The following is a 21,117-nucleotide window of genomic DNA, read 5'->3' as shown; positions in this document are numbered from 1 at the left end:
CCCCTCATCTTATGTCAGTTCTTCGCACAGTCTCCGGGCCAGAACGCTGACCTGCTCAGCCTGCAGGCACAACGGATTGATCGTCAGAATTCCTTCGTGCAGACGCGCGTGTCCGACGTAAATCGGCGGCTTTCCTTCGCGTAACTTGCGGCAGACCTCAAAGGCATCACTGTCCTCCACCTGAATTTCCAGGATCGGCCAGCGCTGTGGGTTTTCCGGAATCACCAGGTAACACGAAGCACGAACATCGGCTATCTCTACTTCCTCTGCCACTTTTTCTAACCAGCTGCGATATTCCAGGTTCTGCGCGTCGTACGCCCCGGAGGCAAATAGATCGAGGGCCGTCAGGACTGCGATAATCTCTTCCTTAGAGACCTTGAGCGCTCTGCCAATCCCATGCCGTGGCAGACCTTTCAGTTGGGAGCCATCAATCAGCCCTTCCGCCGGCGACCAGAGTTCATAATGATCGTCCATGTCCAGCATCTGTAGAGCCGCAGAAGAGATCGGGTCGCGTTTACCACACAATAGCCCAGTGGACTGTGGTCCGCGAATCGCCTTTCCCCCACTGAAGGCGACAAGGTCGGCTCCGGTCGCCGCGATCTCCCGCAGATTCTCTCGCGGCGGCAGTTCCCCGGCGGCATCAACGATTACGGGCAATCCATGTTCGTGCGCCACCTGGACCACTTCACTCAACCCCGGCGCAGAGTCCGCTGCATGCACATAGACGATGCCCGCAGTCCGCTCTGTAATCGCCGCTGCATATTCCCAGGCCTCTGTCCGCCGGACTCCCGCATTCGAAACGATCTCATTGAAACCAACCTCGACCAGCCGGGCTCCTGCCGCCCGAATCGCATGATCGTAGCCACTGCGCTGTTCCCGTGCGATGATGAATTCATGAGGAAATTCATCACAGTGAGGCAGCTGTTCTATCCGCCTGAGATCGTGCCCTGCCAGAATCGCCGCGGTCCCCAGCGTCAAAGCGCCCGCGGCACCGGAGGTCACCAGTCCCGCTTCGGTTCCGGTCTGGGCGGCAATCTTTTTAGACGCAGCGGCCTGTAGCTGTTCCAACGGCACCCACTCTTGTGCCCCCTGGTGAAACGCCTTAAGCACCTCTGCGGGCATTGGCGCGCCCCCCAGTCGGGTCACACTGCCACAGGCATTGATGATCGGTTCCACTCCCAGTTCCTGGTAGACACTCATCAGCCTTGCTTTCTCTTCGGACTGAAAACCTGAGTAAACTCAAATCGGATGCCTCGCCTTCTCTCGCCGCGATAAAGCTATATTCAGAATATTTTCACGACTGATGCACGGGACTGTACGAAAAAGTAGTAGTATCAGCCATTTTAGCAGACAACGAAATCGCAGGATAGAAACCAGGGATGATCTATCGAAGCAGTTTTCGAGATTGTATAATTTATGTCTGACACCAGATCGTCTGTATTGAAAACGAACGGTTCCACAACCTGTCGCAGACGGTTTTCTGGTCAGCCAACTGGGAATCAGGGGCCTCTGAATGGAAAATACGACTCAGTCAAAAACCCGGATCATGATTGTGGATGATCATCCGATTGTCAGGGAGGGCTACTCCCGCTTGATCGAACGTGAAGTTAATCTGCAGGTCTGTGCTGAGGCTGACAGTAAATCCGTCGCCCTGAATCAGATTATGAATGATCCACCCGATCTGGTGATCGTCGATATTTCCCTGAAAGATGGCAGCGGGCTGGAGCTCATCAAAGACATCAAGGCTCAGTTCAAGCAAATCAAAATGCTCGCCGTCTCCATGCATGACGAAAACCTGTTTGCCGAACGCTGTATCCGAGCCGGTGCCCTGGGCTTTGTCAATAAGCAGCAGGCGCCCGAACAACTGGTCACCGCCATCCACCGGGTTCTCTCGGGAAAAGTCTTTCTCAGTTCCGAAATTACGGAACGCATGATCTGCCGTTCCATCGGATCAGAGAATTACAGCGAAGAGTCTCCCATAGAAACGCTATCAGATCGCGAACTGGAAGTGTTCGAACAGATCGGCCTGGGAGAAACGACACGCCAGATCGCCGAAAAACTGAACCTGAGCCCCAAAACCGTCGAAACCTATCGGGAAAATATCAAACACAAGCTGAATCTCGATAATGCTACGGAATTGATCCGCAATGCGATTCAATGGGTTCTGGAAAAGAAATAGTTCTTCCACGACAGGCAGAATTTTTCTGCAGATACAGGCGTCTTTACTTTCACTTCCCCTTGTTGTTGCAGATCTTCGGGAAATCTGCCTGGGGTAATTCCTGATGGCAGCGTCGGAAGTTCCCCCCAGACATATCCCTCTGATTGCCTGATAGCACGACAGCCCGGGCCTGGATTAAAATAATCACAGTCCGAAGATAACTAAGGGTCCGAGCGCATTGCCATCTCAGCATGAGCTCAACCGCCAAGAGAGTTTTCAAGAGTAAAGAATGCAGGCCATGACCACGATTGGTAGAAATGATCTTCAGCAACTATTGGCATCTTGCCCCCGCTTGCTGCTTCTGGATGTACTACCCCAGGATTCTTACCGGGATTATCACCTCAGGGGAGCCATCAATGCACCGTTCGACCATCGTTTTGACAGTGAAGTATCTGCACTTTGCCCGGACAAATCACAAACCATCGTCATTTATGGAATGAACTTTGAATGTCCGATCGCCAGCCAGGCTCTGCAACGACTCGGCGAACTGGGATATGAAAACCTCTTCCATTATGAACCCGGGAAAGTCGACTGGAAAGCGGCTCTGCTACCTGTCGAACAGGGGCCTGCCATGCACGATTCACTGGAAATTGAACAGGCCGATAAAGAGCTGCGATTCCTGTTTCTGCTCTCTCTGCCCCAGGCTCCCCTCTTTGAGCTTCTACAGCTCTGACCAGAGACGCTGCAGTGAGATCTGACAGTGGTCTCGCATTAAATGAAAACAGTCACGCTACAAACTCCCGGGTGAAGTCAGGAGCTTACAAAGTGACTGATGCCTGCCTGGCGGAGCAGGCAGAGGCTCCGCTGAGATTGCTCAGATAAAATGGTGGTACTGGCGGTCCACACTGAGTTCATTCGTCAGTCGTCTGACGCCCTCAATTGGCAGTACACGTGTCTGGGCCAGTTGTTTCATGAAATAGGTCGGGACTTCTCCTTCGAGACAGACTTTCCCTTCCTCAGCGAACACCCTGACTTTAGCCAGGGGAGCATAGCCCGAAGACTGCAGAACACGTTTCACCTGTGCTACGAGTTGATGATCCGAATGGGAAAACAATTCTGATTTTATATCTCCCTGCAGTTTCACGCTGCCCTCCTTAGTTTGTCGATTGAGTCCTGGAACGTATTATGGATTCACTTCAGGATTTGGGTTTCACCTGAATTTTACGTGGCTTATTAAATTGTGATTTAGGCAACATGATCGTTAACACGCCCTGATCACAGTGTGCTTCTATATGCTCGCTTTCGACTTCACAGGGTAGCTGAATCGATCGTGCAAAACTGCCGACAGAACGTTCCACCCGATGCCAGGTCTTGCCTGTTTCTTCTTTCTCCGCTTTCCGCTCGCCTGTAATTCTTAACCGCTCTCCAGCGACTTCCACTTCGATTTCATCAGGCTCGATACCCGGCACGTCCATGCGAACTTCGACAGCATCTTCCGTTTCCGAAATGTCCAGGGCGGCATTAAAACCAGCAGTAGCATCTCCTCTCTCGCCGGACATCAATTTCAGCAGATTCTCCAGCTCGCTTCTCAGGTTCCCGAAAGGAGCCCTGCCCGGGAATTTGCTCAACTCTGGAACCGACTGATCCGCCCGCATCGCTGTCCCTTTTAATTCCGGTGAAGTCGCCATGTTCATGCTCCTGCAGAGAAGGTTTTATAACTGATCTCGCCCGGCTCTAATTCGTCCGAGCAGCATCATGATCTTCAGTAATATTGCGTAAGCTACACTGTCCTGAAACTGAACCACCTCGGACTTCAGACAACCAGGTGCTCAGCCGTTACCAGGTGCTCTTCTAACAGACATTCAACTTCACCCAGCATTTCCACCTGCACTTCACTGCGGCGAATTGGAATTTTCTCAGGGCATTTAATCCCGATCCTGACTTTCCCTCCTTGAATCCGCAGCACAGTCAACACGATATCATCATTGATACAAATCTCTTCATTTTTTTTGCGTGTTAAGACAAGCATGGCTTTCATTCCCTGAAAATGGAGTACGGGCGCGCTGGTTCTGGCAGCAGTAACGGGCCAGATAAACCAGTCGTTTAAGAGTAGACTGATCAAAATGAGACAGTCGGTTGGGACAGCGTATATTCAGGACCATCGAGCGTGTTGCGCTAACAACTCCTTCCAGTTCCTGATGACTCATCTTTTGAATCTGCTGATTCTCCAGTCCGGCAATCTCGCTCAGGTCGTATTCGACTCGCTCCGTCATTTCCGGATTGTTGTGAAAGCGTGACCGTTGCGTCAAATCAGCCGGCTGTGGCCAACTACCTGTCGTTCGCATAATATCTTTCCTCTCAAGAGAGTGTGACAAAGGCACGAATTTCCTTAGTTACTCACATCCCTGCCTGAGACTCTCAGAGAAAAGCGAAATCAGTCAGGTTCAGGCCCGATGGCTGACTGTTTTTCTTGTTCTCCCCACTCGCCAGGACGAAACGAGCCAGAGCATAACACATCCTGTAGCGGGTACATTACAAAACTCTGTAATCAGCGGTAATCGGAAAACTGACCATTCTGGGCTGGGGGAAACCCCCAGGTCGTTAAATGCACATGCAATCTTCTTCACAGATTCTTTACACACATCTGGGGAACGGTTACCGTAGAATAGAGTTTGATACCGAACAGGAGGCCCCTTGAAACAGGAATCCAGCATGTCAGCAGGAGCCGCTCTCCAGCCCCAGGGATCGCCGATTCTGCTGGTCGAACCCGATCCCTCATCCCGCGACAGTCTGCTGCAGATTCTTGCAGAAGACGGTTATCCGGTTGATATAGCAGAGACAGTAGCTCAACTCTTCGACCGTAAACGGTGGTCGGATTATTTTCTGATCATACTGGAACACGACCTGCCTGATGGCAGCATCGAAGAAGTGCTCCCCCGATTAAAACAACTGGCCCCGTCAGCCGAGCTGCTGGTCATCACTTCCCGGACCCGCATCGAAAACATGATTCTCGCCTTTCGTACCGGTGTCGCCGATTATTTTGTCAAACCCATCGATCCGGATCTGTTTCGGTCCTCGATTAAAAGGATCCTGCAGAGTCAAAGTGTTTCCAGCGAACTCCTGCAGACCCAGGCGGAACTCAAAGCGATCGTGGAAACCGCCATCGAGGCGGTCATCACCATCAATCGCAGCGGTCTGATTCAATCGTTCAACCCGGCTGCAGAAAAAATGTTTGGCTACCAGGCACATGAAATCATCAACCAGAACGTCAGCGTGCTCACTCCCGATGCCATCCGGGCTGTGCATGACCGGTATCTCACCCGTTACCTGGAAACAGGACAGGCCTCGATCATTGGTTCGCGTCGGGAACTGATGGCGCGACGACGTGACGGCAGCCTGTTTCCCATCGAGATCTCCGTTACAGACCTGCCCCAGTTCGGCCTCTTCGCCGGGATCATTGGGGATATCAGTGAACGGAAACAGGCGGAACAGAAACAGGCCGATCTAACCCGAGCCGTCGCCGTCGCAGCCCAGCAGGAACGACGACAACTGGCAGACATCCTCCATGACCACCTCCAGCAGGTTCTCGTAGGAGTCCGCATCCACCTGGATATCGCGAAAAATGACACTACTGATGAATTCATCCGCCAGACTTTAACCCGCGCCGATGAACTGCTCAACCAGGGAATTGAAATCACACGTTCCCTGACCGCGGAACTCAACCCGGTCGTTCTGCACGAAGAAGGCCTGGTCACTGCACTGGAATGGCTGTCACACAACATGCAGGAACGCTACAACCTGAACGTCATACTCGACCTCGACCGCCAGGCGGAACCACAACAAGATACAATCAAAGTCGCCTTATATGAATGCATTCGCGAACTGCTGTTTAACGTCGTCAAGCATTCTGAAACCACCGAAGCACGTGTCTGCATGAGCCTGCTGCCTGAGAACAAAATTGAGATTGTCGTCTCCGATCAGGGAGTAGGCTTCGATACAGAACAGCTCGATCACCAGATTTCCGATGCCAGCGGCATTGGCCTGAGCAATATTGAATTCCGGCTCTCACTCATCAACGGAAAATTCCGTCTCGAGTCCACACGAGGACAGGGAACCGTTGCCCGGATTATCGCCTCGCTGACCCCGATTGAAAACGCAGCCCTGTCGGGAGAATCCTGACAAGAATCCATCGACTTACCCGGAAACTGCAAAAGTGAACAAACACACTATAGTCTGAACGCTAATTTTGTCTATGATTGAGTGAGAGCTTGAAACGGCCAGTTCATTGCCAACACACCAGGCTGATTTCAAAACTCACTAACATCAAAGCAGCGCATCCCTCAAACCGCATTCAGCCTCAAAACATAACGAGATTTCTACATGAGTCGTCCCACCAATCTGGCGGAACTCCGCGAAAGCGGCTGGAAAAGTAAAACAGTAAAACGAGAAATATACGACAACCTGATGCAGGTCCTGCAACAGGGGGAGGAACTGTTCCCCGGCATTGTCGGCTATGATGATACTGTCATCCCCGACATCGTTCTGGCCCTGCTCTCTGAGCATGACATGCTCTTTCTGGGTGAAAAGGGTCAGGCTAAAAGCCGCATCATGCGACAACTGGTCCGGTTTCTGGACCCTGAGATCCCCTATCTCGATCTGCCTGAGTCGCCTGTGCACGACGATCCTTATCAACCCATCACCAGTATCGGACGTAAATTTCTGGCGAATACCCCGGATCACGATGTGCCCATTGCCTGGTGGTCGCGTGAAGACCGCTATGCAGAACGTCTGGCCCCCGGTACCAAGTTTGCTGACGTGATCGGCGAAATTGATCCCGCTAAACTGGCACATGGAGAAAGCATGTCTGCAGAAAGTGCACTGCACTTCGGCCTGATCCCCCGCATGCACCGGGGCATTTTTGCCATGAACGAACTACCTGAACTCGATGAACTGGTCCAGGTCGGCCTGTTTAACATCCTCGAAGAACGGGATGTGCAGATCCGCGGCTATCCCATTCGCTTCGACCTCGACATGCTGATTCTGTTCTCATCTAACCCCTCGACCTTCAACCGCAGTGGGAAAGTCATACCCCAGTTGAAGGACCGTATCGGCTCGGTTGTTCATACTCATTATCCCCGGGAACGCAGCCTGGGAATTGAAATCATGGAACAGGAAGCCAATGTCGATCTGGAGGGAGATGTCCCCGTGGTCGTTCCCTACTTCATGCGTGAAATTATCGAACAGATCTCCGTCGCTGCCCGCGCCTCAAAATATGTCGACCACGATTCCGGCGTGAGTGCACGCTTCAGTATTGCCAACTATCGGATGATGATCGCTTCCGCCCGCCGCCGGGGTGCGGTGCTCAATGAAAAGCCGGCTGTACCCCGCATCAGCGATCTGGGCCACCTCTACTCATCCTCACTGGGGAAACTGGAACTCGACCTGATGGGCGCCAACCAGATGTCGGAGCGTCAGGTGCTCGATTCCATCATTGCCCAGGCCATCCAGGATGTCTTTCAGGAATACATCGTCGAACATGGCCTCGCGGAGATCAGTGAGATCTTTTCCCAGGGAATTAAAATCGAAGTGGGTGACATGCTTCCCTCTTCCCAGTACGCAGAACGTCTGAAACGCGTTCCCCCGATCTGGGACAAAGCGTTTGAGGTCAATGCCTCGGGAGATGAAGCCGTCCGCGCGTCCTGCATTGAGTTTATTCTCGCAGGACTCTACGCCAACAGTAAAATTTCGCGTTCGCAGGATCATGGCCGCATCACTTATGAGACCTGATCAGCCCCTGGCTCTCGTCAGAGAGATCGAGACACGACTATGACAGACAAACGACTGACCGGCGGTATTATTCATACTTACCAGAAGTATGATCCTAAACGCATCCCCGACCCGATGCAGCCGCCCCCGGACCTGGTATCCCCCGCGTTGAATCACATGATGTATTATGGATCGATGCGGGAACTGACCGAGGAAGAACTGGCCCGCGCCATTCGCCTCGATCCCAGCCAGATTGCCGGCCTCGGGCCGAGTCTTGATGCCCTGCTGGCCATGCTGGAGGAACGGAAACGTAAAATCCTCGAAACCTACGAAACCGACGGCGTCCGTAAGAAAGTCCGCCGCAGTTATCACGATTACGCGAAACAGATCCAACCGCCGCGGAAGTACAAAGACTACTATCGACAGGCAGTTCGGGAAGAACAGATCTACGATCTGGAACGACTCTGGTACCGAATCAATGACGACCAGAGCCCCTTCTCCAAGGGACTGGTCCAGTTGGTGGACCGGCTGGGCAACAAGTACGAAATCGACGAACTCGCCGCCAACTACCATTTCACCGGACGGACCTCGCTGACAATTCCGGAAGCCCTCGAGATCAAAGCTGAACTCGAAAAGATCGATGAATTACTGAAACAGCTGGAAGAAGCCCGCGAGACGGCCCAGATCGCGATCATCGACATGGAGGCCCTCTCCGAATTCACACAGCCCGGCGACATGGAAACGCTGGAAGCGATCCAGAAACAGGTCCGCGACATGCTGCGTGAGATGGCTGATCAACAGGGACTGGAATTCTCAAAAGGGCAATTCCGCCTGACCCCCAAAGCCTATCGCCTATTTCAAAGCCGTATCCTGGAACGAATCTTCAGCGATCTGCAGGCCTCTCGTACCGGCCGCCATACGGGTCCTGTGGTTGGCGAAGGTGCGGTAGAAATGCCCAGCACCAAACCCTACGAATTTGGTGATTCGGTCTCTAACATGGACATCACCCAGTCCTTCACCAATGCCATTCTCAGAGACGGACCGGGGCTCCCAATCCGCCTGAAATCAGACGATCTGGTCATCCATAAAACACGCAATACGCCCAAGTGCGCGACTACCGTGCTCATGGACATGAGCGGCTCCATGCGCTACGAAGGCCAGTACGTCAACGTCAAGCAGATGGGACTGGCACTCGAAGCATTGATCCACGGGGAATTCCCGGGTGACTATCTGCAATTCATCGAGATGTACACGTTCGCCAAGCCGCGCACGGTCGGTGAAATCGCCGAGATGATGCCCAAACCGGTTACTATTTTCGATCCCGTCGTCCGTCTGAAGGTCGACATGAGCGATGAGAAGATCAGCGAGTCGATTATCCCGCCGCACTTCACCAACATCCAACACGGCCTGCAGCTTTCGCGGAACTTCCTGGCATTACAGGACACGCCCAACAAACAGATCATTCTGATCACCGACGGCCTGCCCACCGCGCACTTCGAAGGGGAACAGCTCTACCTGCTCTACCCACCTGATCCGCAGACCGAATCAGCTACCATGCGGGAAGCCTACCTCTGCCATCGCGAGGGTATCACAATCAATATTTTCCTGATTCCCAGTTGGTCCCAGTCCAGTGAAGACATCCAGTTCGCCCACCGCCTGGCCGAAGCCACCCAGGGCCGCGTCTTCTTCACCGCCGGCCGCGACCTCGACCGCTACGTCGTCTGGGACTACGTCTCCCATCGGAAAGATATCATTGGTTGAACTTATTCAGCCTGGGAGCGATTTTCCGGCTTCCGAATCCAGTGATCATGGAACTTAATGCCAGCGGTCCATTCGACTGCCGGCATGTGGCACTCGATACAATCTCCCTGGGGCTGGATCGGGCAGATGCTGGACTCTGTTGCCTGGTGACAGGACTGACACTGTTTGCGGTACAACGCCCGATCATGTGATGTCGCATCGTGTGGATCATGACAATTTGCGCACGACAGTTTGCCTTCAGATTTCAGATAACAGGCACTCTGCTTCAGACCGTAAGGCTGGAACCGTACCAGTTCATGCGGCTGCTCCTGCCCGGTCAGATCGCTGGCATCGCGATGACACTCTGCGCAAGCTGCGATGTACTCTTCCGCGTTGCGGTAATTGATCAGCGGTTTGATTTCATTTCCCCGTCCCTGCTGCGCCAGTTCGACATGCTTCTGCCGCGGTCCATGACAGCGTTCACACCCGACATTGGGTAAAAAAAACTCAGTTCTCAGCGGTGCTCCGGGCGGAGGCCCCACTGTCATATGGCATCCCAGGCAGGCCAGTACGTCGGCCGCATTCATCGGACGTCCAAAACATTCGATACTGTTGCGATTGAATTGATCGTACTGTTCGTGATCCGGAGTCAGTCCCGGTCCGTTTTGACTGGCCAGCCAGGACCAGCGGAGTTCCACTCCCTGTCTGCGGCGTGCTTCAACGGCAATCGCGGTCTGAGCATGCGCCCCCGAGCCTAACAGCCAGGTCACTGCCAGTGCAGGCATGGTGGGATGGGTCTCATCTTTAACCAGAAATTTTCCCTGATCCAGCTCGAAGGACCACTTCTGATCACGACGGGAATCCTGATAAGAACCGATCTCCGCCAGACGTTTCGCCAGAGGACTCTCTGCCATCTTGATCGCAGTATGAGAATGACCGGAACGCTGATGCGCGTCATACTCTTTACGATGGCATTTCGCACACGCCTGATCGCCGGCGAAGTTGGTAGCAATAAAACGCTGCCAGGACTCTGCTGGAGGCAGGCTAACCGGTTGGTCTTCTTCTTGAGAATCTACCTGTGATGTGCGTCTGGATGCCTGCTTCCCGGGCTGACCACTGTCAGAACAGCCCGGGAACAGCATCAGCATGGTCAGTACCCCGACCAGTGCCCCGAAAAATCGAGATGGCTTTGCCGTCGAAAGTAACGCGTCACAGCGATTGCTTAACCTGGCAGGGGCGCTTCTTTGAGTTTCCACTCTTCCCCTTCACGCTGCAGTTTCCAGGTCATTTTCGTTTCCGACTTTTCATCAGTTTTCTTTTTCGATGAGCTGTCACCGCCCTGCGAGGAAAAAATTCCTCCAATGATTTTCACAGGTACTGTAGCTTGATCACCGTTGATTTCTGCAGTTCCATCAACCTCATAAGCATATTTTCCGTAATCCTGACGGTTTTCCGGTACCGCTCCAGAGACAAATGCTGCCTGAAACATTGCTTCATCACCACTGGCATCGCCCAGGGCCACAACGTTGGCATAGACTTCCTGTTCCACCGTGATCGAGGTGTCTTCCTCTCCACCACAACCAGTCAGTACAACAACCATTAGACATACAATCCAGTATTTCATGTTTGACTCTCTTATCGATCTTCTCTTTAAAAATAAGAACGCCACAGGCACCGGATGCCTGCGGCGTACTCTGAAGCTCACGTTAATTAAAAATCACCAATCGTTTCACCATTGCGAAGTGTATTCAATGGTCGCCAGATATTGGCATTGTCAACATTGTCGCTGACGAATCGCACTGCTCCATCCGCCATCAAAGCGTTCACACCACCAGTATGATAGCTTCGAGCAGCAGCATAAACATCAGGTGTCGACCGATCCTCAGTACAATTCATATGAGGACTTCCTGTAACGGAAATGCTCGTATCACAAGCAGCGATGATATCATTTACACGTGCGTTGGGATTATTAAAGGCTGAAAATATCGTGGCCCCCATGGCAGGTGAAAGCCAGACACCACGAATATCAGTGCTGGATCCTTCCGCCCCCAGGACCTCACTGACAGCGACGGTATTACTCATACCATCCTTGAAATCACTGTCAGTCATACCAGTACCATGCTGAAAGAAGTCACCCGAACTGTTCACATTATTTTGATCTGTGAAGAAACATCCGAATGCCCCTTTTGTACTGCGGCTTTCCCAGGAAAGCATATTTCCGCTACCCCAACTGGCAGCATAACTGTTTCCCTTGGCCAAGGCTTCGAGTCCATAACTTCCATCACTGAATTGTGTTCTGTCCTTGGGCGTTGAAGGACAGTGACTAAACGAAGGCAAACGCTCCCGTCCCACATGTGCTGGAGCGAGCGCTTCACAGTGATCCCAGGGATTATGTGTGGTTCCTTTTCGGTCATCCGCACAAGTGGTAATCTGATCCCACAAACCGGGTTGCTCCATGTAAGGCAGCAGCATGACCAGCCAGTGAAATCCGAATTCGTTTTGACCGTTCTGCCACCCCCCCGTCTGCCAGCGATTTCCAGATTCGTCAAAACAGACATAACCTGGTGGAAAGGCACCGTGGGTATCCAGGTGATTGTGCAACGCCAGTCCATACTGCTTCAGGTTATTTTTGCACTGAGACCGCCGGGCTGCCTCACGTGCCTGCTGTACCGCTGGGAGCAACAGAGCAATCAGGATGGCAATGATCGCAATCACCACCAGCAGTTCGATGAGGGTGAAACCGCGACGACAGTGCTGACTCGACTGTTTCTGCGATTGTTGAAGTTGCATTGTAAGACTCTCCTTCTTACTTAAATAAAGAAAATTTTGAGAACAATAAGAACATAATCTCAGCACCGGGTCTGTTTCCGGACTCTGTAAAACATCTCAAACGATCTCAAATCAGACTGCACTGAATCGATTGGATTCAGTAATAAATTAGTTTTTGGATTTTCAGAAGTAACTCTGGTTAAAACTCTCCATTCCGCCAGACCTGCAGACAGCCAAAGTGTTGCTGCTGCAACGAGGTAATCAGTTTCTGCCCAGACTGCCCGTAGCGAGTCGCATCAAGTGCCATCGCCTGATGAGCGTATTCTCGTGCTTTCGCTGTCTGTTGCGTATCTTCGTAATATTGCGCGAGAAGAAAGTGCTGGTCCGCTGTGGGAGCCAGCGACAACGCCGATAGATACGCAGTTTCTGCTGCTTCATAGTTCCCTCGTTTTCGTTCAGCAAATGCAATCCCTTTCCAGGCGGCTACGATGCCTGCCTGCTGCTGTTCGGAAGCTGGTAACTTTTGCCACGCCTGTAATGCCCGGCGATATGCCTGCTGACTTTCGGCCCAATGATGCTGCTGCTGATAGAGGTTGCCGAGCAACTGGCTGGTCAGCGGGCTGACCGTGGATTTGTCATACCAGGGTAACAGTAGATCAATGGCTGCCTGATCCTCCCCGAGGATGGCCAGCAACCGGGCACGATGGTAGGTCGACTCTTCATTGTGGGATGTCTGCTGGTTCATGTATGCCAGGCTACGCTCTACACCAAAGCAGTCATGATCCAGGTCGCGTGCTACATCGTCAGCAGGCTGTCCTCCAATCTTGCCCCAGGGAGAAAGAATGCAGACCTCGCGTACAACCTGCCGGGCATCACCCAGTCGACCGCTGCCCAGATATTCGTCTACCTGTTGCACCATTTCATCCACGCGGGACTGAATATAAAACACGGGAACCAACAATGCCGTCAAACAGACCGTGCTCCACACGAGTTTGCCCGCCCGCACGGAACCTTGCGGGACTTCCGTCCGGAAGAACCTGCCTGCCAGCAGGATCAACGACAGAATCAGCCAGAATGCGATCACGGGCCTCAGAATAAATGATTCCCAGGCATCGTATTCACTAAGCGCTACGCTGACATGGCTGCTGCTGAAGAGAAAAACGAGAATCCCGGCGGTCCCGGTCAGCACGATCAGGTTCACAATCTTAAAGAGCCCCGGACTGTGGTATTTGAGTACGCCCTGCATCCACTCTGTCACCACAATCGCCAGTGGCAGCATACAGAGAAAGTTGACAATCGTGATGTCGGCCCGTGCATAAGGCAGGCTCAGTCCACCTGAGTTGCGGATGCTCTGTGCCCACCAACCTGCCAGACAGGCAATAAACAGCCCTGCGACTATCGGAACAGTTCTGTCGGGAACGGAGTTATATTTGATCAGATCAGACATGGAATTCTCATTCAGATTCTGTGGCTTGGACTGACGTGCATTCATGCAGTTCCCGCCTTCCGTGATTTCCAGATCAGACCATCATAGGCATAATGCAGAAAGGCCATGATCAGGTTTGCGGTCAGCCAGAGTTCCATCAGATGGGTCTGCATCAGCCAGGCCCCCATCCCCAGAATGACTATGAAGACCGCCAGAATCATTCCCCAGCGAGGCATGAGTCGTTTAAACAGCTCGGTCGTTGATATTCCAGATTGGTTCGTCCGGTCAACGGCCCAACTGACGATCGCCAGATATTCAATCGAATGAAACAGAGCAGAGGCCGTGGTCAACACCAGCAGCATCATGGGACTTCGGGCCACCACTGCCCCCAGCATTGCCAGGTAAAGCGTCATCACACTCGTAAAATACAGACAGCGGCCCACAGTCTGGGCCCGCAACTGCCAGAATTCACGCAACATCATTCCGATCGGGATTGTCGCAAACAGAGAATCGAGGATTCCCCACCCCGGTGTCGAACTGCCCCAAGAAGCCCAACTGGCGATCCGCAACGTGACATACAGCAGAAAACTCCGCATCAGCCATTTATCGATACGCGACCGTCGAGGAGATATCCCCCCCGTCTTCCGACCATAGATGCTGTAGATCCCATGATGCTGAGCAGCGAAGTGCCACGCGTTCCAGATATAATCAATGGTCAACAGGCAGGTCAGCGCTCCGGTGGAAATCTTGACCGCCAGCGGGATCGTCAGCAGACAGACGGTGATGAGGATGTATTTGTTGCGATTCGCTTCCAGGCGATCGCGTTCCATGAACAGCAAAGCCGGCGTAATCCAGCGGTGCGGCGTTGTAATGAAATAGACCTGCCAGAAGCTGATCCCGCTCTGAATTTCCAGTCCGCCCCACCACTGCAGCAGTACGAGCAGAGGCCAGCCCAGGTTAACGAGAAACAACAGATCATATTTAGGATCGACCAGCCAGGCGGATCGCAACGATTCACGGAACTGGCCCGTCACAGCTGCAGAAGACTCTGAAACTGCCTCTGGTAAATATGTTGTCGAGGTAACTTGTGACATATGGAATTTACACCAAAGCCATTTCAGTGCACCGAAACAGTTTTGTGAGGAAGGAGAAAGCGACTTGCAGTCCACTCGACCAAAGACAACTTCCCGCGGAAAACTAAACCTGACGCGTTTGAAATCACATCAGATTTGGAAGCCATCTTAGAGCTGATTTATTAAGAATCTGTGAGCAAATGAAGAAAATACACTCACAGAAATTCGCAAAAAAAAAGCCCCGACGAGCGAGGGGTAAAGCACACAAATAATTTTTCAGATTAATGTTTCGTGAATTCGAAATGTGAGTTACATCAAGAAAACTAATTTTCAGAAAGGCTCTGAATCGAGGGAATACCTGTGAATCGGCGCAGCAGAGAACCTGTCCGCCCGTATTTCAGGGAACAGAATGTTCTATAAGAAAGGAGTGTGGCAGGGAGGCATGACACCAATGCTCCCTGCCTTTTCAGGCTGAGCTTAGCCGGCGGGCTGTTCTGGATTGAAGCCTTTGATATTCCGCCCGTGCGGTTTCACAGCTGAATAGTCATCGCTCACCCGGAAAAAGGTAGAGGTGCTCTTTCCCGAGGCCAGTTCTTTGACGCGGACACACCAGATTCCAGCTTTGTCATTGGGAGCAATCTGAATCTGGAAATCCTGTTTCCCGTCGACCAAAGCCCGGTAACCGGAAAACTCGGCCAGGCGTCCCTCGGCATCTTCGATCGAAACCTCGACCGGGATCACTGCCGACACCTGCTGCCCCTGCGGGTCGACGACACTGAGGGATACGGTGCCACTTTCACCCCGTTTGAGTTTTTCAGGCACCTTCACGGTCACACCAGAAACAGGCTGATCGGTTACCAGGTAAATTCCTCCGGCTCCCGGTGCCAGTTGAATGGCTGCTGTCTGCTTACCAGTTTTCTGCTTCACAGACACCGGCTGGTGACGTACCAGGTCATACATGTGACCGGAGGGGCGATTCAGAGTCAGCGTTGACTCGGCAGGCAAACCGTTTTCCATAACGCGTCCATGCTGGCCCACATAGTCGCCAAACTCACGTCGATCATTGACCACAAACAGGTAGTCCGCAGCCTTACCTCGACGACAGTAAGGAATCACGTCCGGATTCGACGAATCCAGGTACCGCTCGTATTTACCAGCGAGGGACTGACGCAGTTCCGATGCTTTCTTCTGCAGTTCCTGTTTGTCCTGCTCCGCATTTCCGGTCCTTCTGTAGGAAGTGATGACCAGGTCCGGCTTTACTCCTGGAGCGACATGCTCGTCGGCAACCACGATGCCTCCCCGCTGCTGGAAGGCTTTGATCTCCTTTAGAATGGATTCGGTCACGACATCACAATCCATCATGAACAATACTTTATATTGATCCAGTCCATTCCGTTGAATCGATTCGTCGAAGACCACATCGGTCTGTAATCCAGCCCACTGCAGCATCTGATGGGCATCACCCAGCCAGTAACCGTTCCAGCCATACGTTCCCCGTCGCGCAAAGACCTGGGCGGCAAAACTTTCATAGTATGCAATGTCATTACGGGGAGCGGGAATCTGCTTCAGTGCAGGTCCCAGAGGCTGTACCACATCATGAATCAACCGTTTGAGTTCATGCTGCGTCTGAGGATTGGTATAACGATAACCGCTGGTCGACTCGGTGGGTACCAGTGACTGCCAGCCATGATACATGATGCCTTTGATCGGACGCGAAATCTTGGCCCAGAACGCCTCGCGTAACTGCATCGGGGCGATCGTAATAAAGGGTGCGTCCGGCTGCTCCCGCTCCCAACTCGCCAAAGGCGGAGTGTCTTTGTCGGTCTTCTTCGGCTGTGGGGCGGTCTGTGAACGATACCAGATGATCTGTGTCATCTTCATCACATCCTGATGCTTGCTGGAACCACGGGCCATGGCGAACAGTTCATCCAGCACCACGTTAATGCGAATCGGATCGGGATAGGTATAAGTCCAGTGCGAGAGATAATCGACAGTCCCCCCTGAACCAAACACACTCGCTACCCGCATCGCGGGATCGTACCAGGTCCAGATCTTGTCGTCGGTCGAGTTCAGTCCCCGCTCCAGATCGCTGTTCAACTCGTTCCAGCCATCTCCGGTCTTCCAGTGCCACTTGTAATAGACATACAGCGGATTGTCGTCTTTGATGACCCGGTCCGACGGGAAGCCTTTCAGTTTTTTATAATCCACACCACGTGGCGGTCCCGCTTCGGCGGGAATATCAATCCCGGCATATTTACGGAATGCTGCCTTGTCATGCTCGTGAAAACAGGGGCGCGAATGTCCGCGAACCTCGGTATGCAACAGCGCTGAATCGTAGGCAGGATAATCTCCGTAAGTTTCGGCAACCGAAACGCCCACGTTGTAACAGAACTCTTTGATCTCTGGAAACAACGGGCAGATATCTTCCCGGCTGTCATGGTGCGTCCCCTCCCGGCTGACACGTTGTAATTTCTCCTGGCTCCGCAACCAGGCTCCGGGAGAGAGTCCTGCATAAAAGGAAACCCCGTTTGCCAACCCTCGATCCAATCCTTCACGCAGGGTCTGGACCTGTTCTTTGTCATCGGCCAGTATCGGCTTACCAGCCTGCCAGATCTTCGAATAATTCGCCCGCACACCAGCCGCATGCGTGAAACCAATTTCTTTCAGTCGATCAATTTCATTGATCCCGGCTCCCCACATTACGACCGGGAATCGGTCTGGCAGAGGACGGGAGACGATCTGAATGGGAAACGAAGCTTCGGCTGTTGTACCCGTCGTCTTTGCTGTCTTCAATTCTGCTTTCAGTTCATATTTATCAGGCCGTAAAGCGGTATTTAAGGGGAAGGAAACCTTGCGGGGTTGCCCCGGTTCCAGATTTTTTAAAGTCGATGTCCCCTGCACCAGTCCGTTGAGAGTCCAGGTGACTGTCGCTTCCGGCAAGAGCTTTCGCTGCAGATTCGTAACTTCAAAATCGAGTGTCCGTTCGGGTTCCATGCGGACAAAACAGGACCGCTCTGAAATGCGTTCGAAACGGACGGGACGAAATTCCAGTTCCCCTTCACTGATCCGCACCTGATCGATCAGACCCGGAAAGCCACCGTAATTACTTCCGGTTCGATCGCCAATCGTCAGATAGCGGGAACCGGCTGCAACCGCTCCGACATCATTGACGGTCTTTTCCCCCCAGGGAATCCCGTTAATCAGAAACCGACCACGTCCCGCGCCATTGTACTGAAAGACTACGTGATACCAGGTCTCGGGCTCGAGCTGCATTGGGTTCGAAAACCAGGTCTCAGATTTGTTGCCGAACCCCAGAACTGCCTTTAAAGTACGCGAGCCAGTACGACCTGCCGAAGTAAATACCAGCTGGTAATCGGTGTCACTCACATATTTCTTATCCAGCAGATAGGCAGTCGCAGCTTTCTCGATATCTTTTTCAGGCTTGATCCACATCTCCAGGGTGAAGGCACCGCGTGGCGAGAGATGCGGCGAGTCCGGCACCATTGCCCAGTGACGCTTGTCAATCACAGGAAAACCGGGAAAGGAACGCATCGCGGCTCCGAACCGTCCCTGTGGTTCAATCTCAGCCCCATCAAAAGTGGCGTCCAGTTTATGTCCTGAAAGATCTGCGCCGGGCTTTTTCCCATCAAAGGTCCATAACCCCAGCACATGCTTGCCGGTCGCGTTTTCCTTTGTGTACTGCGACTGCCAGGGCTCCTGTAAATCTTGACTGGCCGGTTCAGCGGCCCCTGCAACGAAGGGAGACGAAAGGAAAATCAGTACGAGTCCGAACGTTATTAACGATCTCAGCATGAGCGATCACCACTAGAAAGATTAGCTTGCGAATTTGTGAACTTCTTAAAGTAATTACTCATTTCAGTGTAGCAACTCCGAATCACTCTGAAAACTCAGTAGAAGAGAGGAAGACTTTTGTGGAACGAACTCCCTGCAAATTCAGCCAGTTTGTTTGACTATACTAATCCTGCTATGATCGTGAACGATGATTTTTCGTGATCATTGCGCTCCCCCTTGAACTCTTACACCTGTCTTTTTGAATCATTCACTAGTTATGCACGCTCATACTCCCCATCAACCCACTCAAACTCCGCCTCTGGTCATCATGACTGACCTGGACGGCACCCTGTTGGATCACGACACCTATTCCTATGCACCCGCGATCCCTGTGATGGAACGTCTCAAGGCATCGGGAATTCCACTGATGCTCAATACCAGCAAAACGGCAGCGGAGCTGATGAGTTTGCGTAATGAACTGGAAAATTCAGATCCCTATGTTGTGGAAAATGGATCAGCGATTTATCTGCCTACGGACTTCCTGACGGAGAACTCTGCTCAAAATTCAGGAGACCAGGTGCACATTCTGGGGGCAGCACGCACCGAAATTCTGACTTTGATTCAAAAATTCCGGACCGAGGAAAAATTCCTGTTTACCGGATTTGCAGATATGGAAGTCGCTGAAGTCATTGAATATACGGGATTATCGGAAAGTGCAGCCCGACGGGCTATGACCCGTGAATTCTCCGAACCCCTGATTTGGCAGGACTCGGCACATCAATTGCGTAAGTTTGAAGCACTGATTGCCAATCATGGTCTACGGCTGCTGCGTGGCGGCCGGTTTGTGCATGTGATTGGTGCGTGTGACAAAGGAAAATGTCTGCAATGGTTTCGCAACTGGTTTGCATCGGCTGATCAACGTGTGCCTCGATTTGTGGCGCTGGGTGACAGTCAGAATGATGTGGCCATGCTGAAAACAGCAGACATCGCGGTCATTGTGCGCTCTTCCCATCATGAACCTCCTGATCTTGAACAGCAGTCTGCGGTCATAATCACTGACGAAACCGGTCCACAAGGCTGGGCCACTGCGTTGACCCAAATACTGGATGACGAACAAATCTGATCATCCCGTGTTGTTGCGCTCAAACATTGATCATGGAGATCTGGTATGGGAGACTTCTACCAAAACGGAATTATTACGACCCTGCATAATCTCTCTTCCCGATCGCTGGAAGAGATGGAGGCGGAACTGCTCCAGTTTTCAGAAGTCCGCCCGATGAGCCTGGTACTTCCCTGTCTCTACAGCGAACTGGAAGGACCGGCCCTCGATAAAATAGTCACGGAACTCGCACAGGTTAATTATCTGCAGGAAATTGTGATTGGCCTCGATCGGGCCGACGAAAATCAATACAAACATGCGATCCAGTTCTTCAGCCGCCTGCCTCAGAAACATCGCATTCTCTGGAATGACGGCCCCCGCCTTCAGGAAGTCAACACGCTGCTGCAGAACCAGGGACTGGCACCCAACGAACTCGGAAAAGGCTGCAACGTCTGGTTCTGCCTCGGGTATGTCCTCGCACAGGGGAATGCGTCATCTGTCGCACTGCACGACTGCGATATTCTGACCTATGATCGCAGCATGCTCGCACGCCTGATCTATCCCGTCGCCAACCCGAGCTTCAACTACCAGTTCTGCAAAGGCTATTATGCCCGCGTGGCGGAAAACAAAATGAATGGTCGCGTTACCCGGCTGCTGGTGACTCCCCTGCTCCGCGCTTTGAAGAAAATTCTGGGCTCGCTGGATTATCTTGAATATCTCGACAGTTACCGATACCCGCTGGCCGGGGAGTTCTCGTTCCGTACCGATGTGATCAACGACATTCGTATTCCCAGTGACTGGGGGCTGGAAATCGGTGTCCTCTCGGAAGTCAAACGTAACTACTCGACAAACCGCTTGTGCCAGGTTGATATCGCTGACCGCTATGATCACAAACATCAGCAACTCTCGGTCGATGACGCGCAGGCGGGGCTTTCTAAAATGTCCATCGATATTTCGAAAGGGATCTTCCGCAAACTTGCCACCAATGGCGTGGTCTTCTCCACGGAAACCTTCCGTTCCATCAAGGCAACCTACTACCGGATCGCGCTGGACTTTATTGAGACCTACCGCAACGATGCCATCATCAATGGACTCGCACTGGATGTTCATAACGAGGAAAAAGCCGTTGAGCTGTTTGCAGAAAATGTGTTAAAAGCGGGGATCCACTTCCTGGATAACCCCATGGAAACGCCGTTTATCCCCAGTTGGAACCGCGTTCAGAGCGCGGTTCCCGACATCTTTACCCGTTTGTGTACCGCCGTCGACGATGATTACCGGGAGTTTGCCTGAACCG

The 21,117-nt window shown here is 52.5% G+C and carries 18 protein-coding genes; 7 read left to right on the top strand and 11 right to left on the bottom strand.

Annotated elements, in window-relative coordinates; genetic code table 11:
- Positions 1-9 precede the first annotated feature (9 nt).
- Positions 10-1,200 (bottom strand): aminotransferase class V-fold PLP-dependent enzyme, encoded by a 1,191-nt coding sequence (locus RID21_RS04470; protein WP_350187363.1) that lies wholly within the window; start codon positions 1,198-1,200, stop codon positions 10-12.
- A gap of 313 nt (positions 1,201-1,513) precedes the next feature.
- On the opposite strand from RID21_RS04470, the gene RID21_RS04465 reads away from it, so the two are divergent.
- Both RID21_RS04465 and RID21_RS04460 read left to right on the top strand, forming a co-directional pair.
- The gene (locus RID21_RS04465) at positions 1,514-2,179 is read left to right on the top strand and encodes a response regulator (RefSeq protein ID WP_350187362.1); all 666 of its coding nucleotides are present in this window, start codon (positions 1,514-1,516) and stop codon (positions 2,177-2,179) included.
- A gap of 268 nt (positions 2,180-2,447) precedes the next feature.
- Positions 2,448-2,891, top strand: a complete 444-nt coding sequence (locus RID21_RS04460) for a rhodanese-like domain-containing protein (RefSeq protein ID WP_350187361.1) — start codon at positions 2,448-2,450, stop codon at positions 2,889-2,891.
- A 141-nt stretch (positions 2,892-3,032) separates the two neighbouring features.
- Here RID21_RS04460 and RID21_RS04455 read toward each other — a convergent pair whose 3' ends face one another.
- The 4 genes from RID21_RS04455 to RID21_RS04440 form a co-directional block, all read right to left on the bottom strand.
- Positions 3,033-3,302 carry a BON domain-containing protein gene (locus RID21_RS04455; protein ID WP_350187360.1) on the bottom strand — a complete coding sequence of 90 codons (270 nt, stop codon included), beginning with the start codon at positions 3,300-3,302 and terminating at the stop codon, positions 3,033-3,035.
- A gap of 52 nt (positions 3,303-3,354) precedes the next feature.
- Positions 3,355-3,846, bottom strand: a complete 492-nt coding sequence (locus RID21_RS04450; protein ID WP_350187359.1) for an Hsp20/alpha crystallin family protein — start codon at positions 3,844-3,846, stop codon at positions 3,355-3,357.
- Between the two features lie 125 nt (positions 3,847-3,971).
- On the bottom strand, positions 3,972-4,187 hold the full coding sequence (locus RID21_RS04445; RefSeq protein WP_350187358.1) for a carbon storage regulator: 216 nt from the start codon (positions 4,185-4,187) through the stop codon (positions 3,972-3,974).
- Positions 4,159-4,503 (bottom strand): hypothetical protein, encoded by a 345-nt coding sequence (locus tag RID21_RS04440; RefSeq protein WP_350187357.1) that lies wholly within the window; start codon positions 4,501-4,503, stop codon positions 4,159-4,161. The genes RID21_RS04445 and RID21_RS04440 overlap by 29 nt, the downstream gene beginning before the upstream one ends.
- Before the next feature lie 367 nt (positions 4,504-4,870).
- Here RID21_RS04440 and RID21_RS04435 point away from each other — a divergent pair, with 367 nt between their 5' ends.
- From RID21_RS04435 to RID21_RS04425, 3 genes are all read left to right on the top strand, one after another.
- Positions 4,871-6,337: a PAS domain S-box protein gene (locus tag RID21_RS04435; protein ID WP_350187356.1), complete on the top strand. Its 1,467-nt coding sequence runs from the start codon at positions 4,871-4,873 to the stop codon at positions 6,335-6,337.
- Between the two features lie 201 nt (positions 6,338-6,538).
- Positions 6,539-7,945: a magnesium chelatase ATPase subunit I gene (locus RID21_RS04430; protein ID WP_350187355.1), complete on the top strand. Its 1,407-nt coding sequence runs from the start codon at positions 6,539-6,541 to the stop codon at positions 7,943-7,945.
- Between the two features lie 39 nt (positions 7,946-7,984).
- On the top strand, positions 7,985-9,685 hold the full coding sequence (locus tag RID21_RS04425; protein ID WP_350187354.1) for a vWA domain-containing protein: 1,701 nt from the start codon (positions 7,985-7,987) through the stop codon (positions 9,683-9,685).
- 2 nt (positions 9,686-9,687) lie between these two features.
- On the opposite strand, the gene RID21_RS04420 is transcribed toward RID21_RS04425, so the two are convergent.
- From RID21_RS04420 to RID21_RS04395, 6 genes are all read right to left on the bottom strand, one after another.
- A complete protein-coding gene (locus RID21_RS04420; protein WP_350187353.1) occupies positions 9,688-10,812 on the bottom strand; it encodes a multiheme c-type cytochrome in 1,125 nt (374 codons plus the stop codon).
- 74 nt (positions 10,813-10,886) lie between these two features.
- Positions 10,887-11,288 (bottom strand): hypothetical protein, encoded by a 402-nt coding sequence (locus tag RID21_RS04415; RefSeq protein WP_350187352.1) that lies wholly within the window; start codon positions 11,286-11,288, stop codon positions 10,887-10,889.
- A gap of 86 nt (positions 11,289-11,374) precedes the next feature.
- On the bottom strand, positions 11,375-12,454 hold the full coding sequence (locus RID21_RS04410; RefSeq protein WP_350187351.1) for a DUF1559 domain-containing protein: 1,080 nt from the start codon (positions 12,452-12,454) through the stop codon (positions 11,375-11,377).
- Between the two features lie 178 nt (positions 12,455-12,632).
- Positions 12,633-13,925: a tetratricopeptide repeat protein gene (locus RID21_RS04405; RefSeq protein ID WP_350187350.1), complete on the bottom strand. Its 1,293-nt coding sequence runs from the start codon at positions 13,923-13,925 to the stop codon at positions 12,633-12,635.
- Positions 13,922-14,953: a hypothetical protein gene (locus RID21_RS04400; protein WP_350187349.1), complete on the bottom strand. Its 1,032-nt coding sequence runs from the start codon at positions 14,951-14,953 to the stop codon at positions 13,922-13,924. Before RID21_RS04400 ends, RID21_RS04405 begins: the two co-directional genes overlap by 4 nt.
- A gap of 456 nt (positions 14,954-15,409) precedes the next feature.
- Positions 15,410-18,745 carry a LamG-like jellyroll fold domain-containing protein gene (locus RID21_RS04395; RefSeq protein WP_350187348.1) on the bottom strand — a complete coding sequence of 1,112 codons (3,336 nt, stop codon included), beginning with the start codon at positions 18,743-18,745 and terminating at the stop codon, positions 15,410-15,412.
- A 256-nt stretch (positions 18,746-19,001) separates the two neighbouring features.
- Here RID21_RS04395 and RID21_RS04390 point away from each other — a divergent pair, with 256 nt between their 5' ends.
- Both RID21_RS04390 and RID21_RS04385 read left to right on the top strand, forming a co-directional pair.
- Positions 19,002-19,847, top strand: a complete 846-nt coding sequence (locus RID21_RS04390; protein ID WP_350187347.1) for an HAD-IIB family hydrolase — start codon at positions 19,002-19,004, stop codon at positions 19,845-19,847.
- 45 nt (positions 19,848-19,892) lie between these two features.
- Positions 19,893-21,113, top strand: a complete 1,221-nt coding sequence (locus RID21_RS04385) for a glycosyltransferase family protein (protein ID WP_350187346.1) — start codon at positions 19,893-19,895, stop codon at positions 21,111-21,113.
- Positions 21,114-21,117: the final 4 nt, after the last annotated feature.

This window comes from Gimesia sp., from assembly GCF_040219335.1.
Taxonomy (GTDB): domain Bacteria; phylum Planctomycetota; class Planctomycetia; order Planctomycetales; family Planctomycetaceae; genus Gimesia.
This window is presented reverse-complemented; position numbering and strand designations above follow the sequence as displayed.

Coding starts and splice junctions, on each gene's coding strand:
- RID21_RS04470 (WP_350187363.1), bottom strand. CDS start 1,200: ATGAGTGTCTACCAGGAACTGGGAGTGGAACCGATCATCAATGCCTGT.
- RID21_RS04465 (WP_350187362.1), top strand. CDS start 1,514: ATGGAAAATACGACTCAGTCAAAAACCCGGATCATGATTGTGGATGAT.
- RID21_RS04460 (WP_350187361.1), top strand. CDS start 2,448: ATGCAGGCCATGACCACGATTGGTAGAAATGATCTTCAGCAACTATTG.
- RID21_RS04450 (WP_350187359.1), bottom strand. CDS start 3,846: ATGGCGACTTCACCGGAATTAAAAGGGACAGCGATGCGGGCGGATCAG.
- RID21_RS04445 (WP_350187358.1), bottom strand. CDS start 4,187: ATGCTTGTCTTAACACGCAAAAAAAATGAAGAGATTTGTATCAATGAT.
- RID21_RS04440 (WP_350187357.1), bottom strand. CDS start 4,503: ATGCGAACGACAGGTAGTTGGCCACAGCCGGCTGATTTGACGCAACGG.
- RID21_RS04435 (WP_350187356.1), top strand. CDS start 4,871: ATGTCAGCAGGAGCCGCTCTCCAGCCCCAGGGATCGCCGATTCTGCTG.
- RID21_RS04430 (WP_350187355.1), top strand. CDS start 6,539: ATGAGTCGTCCCACCAATCTGGCGGAACTCCGCGAAAGCGGCTGGAAA.
- RID21_RS04425 (WP_350187354.1), top strand. CDS start 7,985: ATGACAGACAAACGACTGACCGGCGGTATTATTCATACTTACCAGAAG.
- RID21_RS04420 (WP_350187353.1), bottom strand. CDS start 10,812: ATGCTGATGCTGTTCCCGGGCTGTTCTGACAGTGGTCAGCCCGGGAAG.
- RID21_RS04415 (WP_350187352.1), bottom strand. CDS start 11,288: ATGAAATACTGGATTGTATGTCTAATGGTTGTTGTACTGACTGGTTGT.
- RID21_RS04410 (WP_350187351.1), bottom strand. CDS start 12,454: ATGCAACTTCAACAATCGCAGAAACAGTCGAGTCAGCACTGTCGTCGC.
- RID21_RS04405 (WP_350187350.1), bottom strand. CDS start 13,925: ATGAATGCACGTCAGTCCAAGCCACAGAATCTGAATGAGAATTCCATG.
- RID21_RS04400 (WP_350187349.1), bottom strand. CDS start 14,953: ATGTCACAAGTTACCTCGACAACATATTTACCAGAGGCAGTTTCAGAG.
- RID21_RS04395 (WP_350187348.1), bottom strand. CDS start 18,745: ATGCTGAGATCGTTAATAACGTTCGGACTCGTACTGATTTTCCTTTCG.
- RID21_RS04390 (WP_350187347.1), top strand. CDS start 19,002: ATGCACGCTCATACTCCCCATCAACCCACTCAAACTCCGCCTCTGGTC.
- RID21_RS04385 (WP_350187346.1), top strand. CDS start 19,893: ATGGGAGACTTCTACCAAAACGGAATTATTACGACCCTGCATAATCTC.